Origin of the sequence: Carnobacterium sp. 1290_CSPC, assembly GCF_001053265.1 — a bacterium.
GTDB lineage: Bacteria > Bacillota > Bacilli > Lactobacillales > Aerococcaceae > Aerococcus > Aerococcus urinaeequi.
This window is the reverse complement of the sequence record NZ_JVVG01000124.1, coordinates 1-2,730: the sequence shown is the minus strand read 5'-3', so window position 1 is coordinate 2,730 and position 2,730 is coordinate 1. Positions and strand designations below refer to the sequence as shown.

At 34.7% G+C, this 2,730-nt stretch carries 4 protein-coding genes; 3 read left to right on the top strand and 1 reads right to left on the bottom strand.

What is annotated here, in order from left to right; translation table 11 throughout:
* Positions 1 to 188: 188 nt before the first annotated feature.
* Positions 189 to 674, bottom strand: a complete 486-nt coding sequence (gene lnu(A) / locus AC973_RS09445) for a lincosamide nucleotidyltransferase Lnu(A) (RefSeq protein WP_001829870.1) — start codon at positions 672 to 674, stop codon at positions 189 to 191.
* 382 nt (positions 675 to 1,056) lie between these two features.
* On the opposite strand from lnu(A), the gene AC973_RS09440 reads away from it, so the two are divergent.
* From AC973_RS09440 to mobV, 3 genes are all read left to right on the top strand, one after another.
* Positions 1,057 to 1,212 carry a protein RepA gene (locus AC973_RS09440; RefSeq protein WP_048729959.1) on the top strand — a complete coding sequence of 52 codons (156 nt, stop codon included), beginning with the start codon at positions 1,057 to 1,059 and terminating at the stop codon, positions 1,210 to 1,212.
* Between the two features lie 65 nt (positions 1,213 to 1,277).
* Positions 1,278 to 1,856, top strand: a complete 579-nt coding sequence (locus AC973_RS09435; RefSeq protein WP_048729956.1) for a replication protein — start codon at positions 1,278 to 1,280, stop codon at positions 1,854 to 1,856.
* Positions 1,857 to 2,107: 251 nt separating this feature from the next.
* The coding region (mobV, locus tag AC973_RS09430) for a MobV family relaxase (protein ID WP_048729954.1) at positions 2,108 to 2,730 on the top strand (623 nt) is incomplete at its 3' end.

Sequence of the window (2,730 nt, the reverse complement as noted above, 5' to 3'; positions counted from 1 at the left end):
GTAGTGAGTGCATTTACCCTTGCAGCTTTTTTTGTTGTCATTTAGCTTTTGTAAACCGACAGAAAAGCCAACAGGTATGACTGTTTACTCACTTTTCAGAGGCATGATCAAACGCATTGCGTTTGTCAGGTGTGGGCGGAAGCCCACGGTTTTTAAAAGGGTTCCGAGGCTCAACGTCAATAAAGCAATTATGTTATTGATTTTAAATTTTTTATATCAAAATGGTCTTTTTCTGTTAAATCATAACCAGAATGAAAAAGAAGTTGAGCTTCTTTTGAAATACATGGTATTTTTCGACCTTTGTAATTAGTTTCTGAAAACCAGTCATTTTGGAAAACATAATTACCACCTTCTGGGTTTGCTTGGGTAATTGATCCATCATCATTTAGATTTATAGGATGAATATCTAAATACCCATATTCTTCATGCTTGAGTTCCATACGTGAAGGCATCCAATCAACTTCTATTTTGTATCCGATATCTTCTAATTTTTGTATAACTTTTTGAGTGTGTTGAGCGTCAAAATCTATATCTATATCTCTGTGTTCTCTTTGTTGTTTTCCAGTTAATACATCTACCCCCCAGCCACCATCTAACCAATAAGTTACTTTCATGTGTTCAAATAAATCTAAAATATAAAATAAATCTTTTTCTGTTACATTATTATTTTTCATTTTATCCCTCCTAACTTGGGAATTTGAAACGAGTTGAAAACGAGTTTCTTCTTGTCTTGATACTATATAGAAACAACTACATTTTTATAATAACTAAATAAATGCTGATATAACAGTGTTTTTAGATGTTTTTTGTTAAAAAAGGTTGAAAACAAAAAACTCTGGGGGAGATTTTGAAAAAAATCGACCAACTTCTGGGGGGTACTACGACACCCCCCAGGAGTGCATTGTGCATTGTGCAGTTTTTCAGAAACGCTGTTATATCAACGTTTCTAGCTATAAACAAATTACAAAAAAAAGCTTCATGTTTTCCAAAGTAACGAAAAGTATTTACAATAGATTTATTTGTATGTATAATTATTTAAAAAAAGGGGGATTAAGAATGAGTGAACAGGAAAAAAAGAAAAAGATTACTTTGTCGGTAACAGAAGATACAGATAAAAAAATAAGTGATTTGTCTAAAAAGTATGGAATGACAAAATCAGGTCTAGTTACTATTTTAGTGCAAAAAGCTAATGAAAATGGGATTTTTAAATAAAAAAAACCCCTTCGGCAAAAGGGGTTTAACAAAAATTTGTTGTTTGATTGTGAGGTAATTATAACATGAGCGAAAAGATTATAAAAGGCAGAGACTGGGCATTTATCGTGTATCCAGAAAGTGCGCCAGAAAATTGGAGAGAGATTTTAGATGAAACACATATGCGTTGGATTGAGAGTCCATTGCATGATAGGGACTTCAACCCTGACGGAACACCAAAAAAACCGCATTGGCATGTGATGTTGTCAGCAGATGGTCCAATTACACTTAAAGCAATTAATAAAATTATTGAGCCTTTAAATACTCCAGCACCTCAAAAGGTGGGTTCAGGACGAGGTATGATTAGATATTTTATACACTTAGATAATCCTGAAAAAGCTCAATATTCTAAAGATGAACTTATTGGGCATTGTGGTGCTGATGTAGATAGTTATTTTGAATTAACTAAAACAAGCAAAATGGCTGTAATGAAAGACATTGTAACCTTTATATACGATAATGAAATTGACAATTATGCTGATTTCTTGATGATTTGCATTAAAAATTCTGATGATTGGTTTGATGTAGCGATTAATTATAATACTTTAGCAATCAACAAGATGATTGACGGTATGTGGTTAAAAAAGAAAAATGAACTTAGATAATAAAAGCCCCCTGACTGAAAAGTCGAAGGGGGTTTTTATTTTAGTTTGAGGTTTGCATACCTACTTAAAAAAGTAGGGCAGCAAATCGTCAAACAGGTATCAGCTAATTGCACCATAAGGGTGCGCTGATACTCGGCTCAAAAGAGCCGAAATAGCCGTCTGCAAGACCCCTCGGCGAGCCCACCTTTACGAAGTAAAGTATAGTGGGTTATACTTTACATGGAAGCTGTACCGAAGTTAGGAGTGTTTATATGTCATTTGTAGTGGCGAGAATGCAGAAGATGAAAGCTGGCAATTTAGTCGGCATAGGTAATCATAATCAACGGTTAACTGACAATCATTCAAACAAAGATATTGATACGGAACGCTCGTATTTGAATTATGACTTAGTCAATCGCACAGACAATTACAAAACGGATATTCAGCAATTTATTAACGACAACAAATCGAGTAGTCGTGCTGTCAGAAAAGATGCTGTATTAATAAACGAATGGATCATAACTTCTGACAACCGATTTTTTAAAGATAAAGACGATAAAGAAATTAAAGACTTTTTCGAACAGTCGAAAGATTACTTCGCTGAAAAATTTGGTGATGAGAATATCCGCTACGCTCAAGTTCACTTAGACGAAACAACACCGCATATGCACTTAGGTATTGTGCCTTTCAATGCGGAAAAGCGGTTATCAGCAAAGACTCTTTTTAATCGTCAAGCTTTACAGGCGGTACAAGACGAATTGCCAAAGTATTTAAATGAGCGTGGTTTTGAGCTTGAACGTGGCGAAAAAGGTTCAGAGCGTAAAAATTTAACGGTGCCTGAATATAAAAAGGCAAAGGACGAATTAAAAGAGATGACTACCACGCTGGAACAGCG

What these genes read in the sequence shown, in the direction of transcription:
- AC973_RS09440 (WP_048729959.1), top strand. Translation starts at nt 1,057, where the DNA reads ATGAGTGAACAGGAAAAAAAGAAAAAGATTACTTTGTCGGTAACAGAA.
- AC973_RS09435 (WP_048729956.1), top strand. Translation starts at nt 1,278, where the DNA reads ATGAGCGAAAAGATTATAAAAGGCAGAGACTGGGCATTTATCGTGTAT.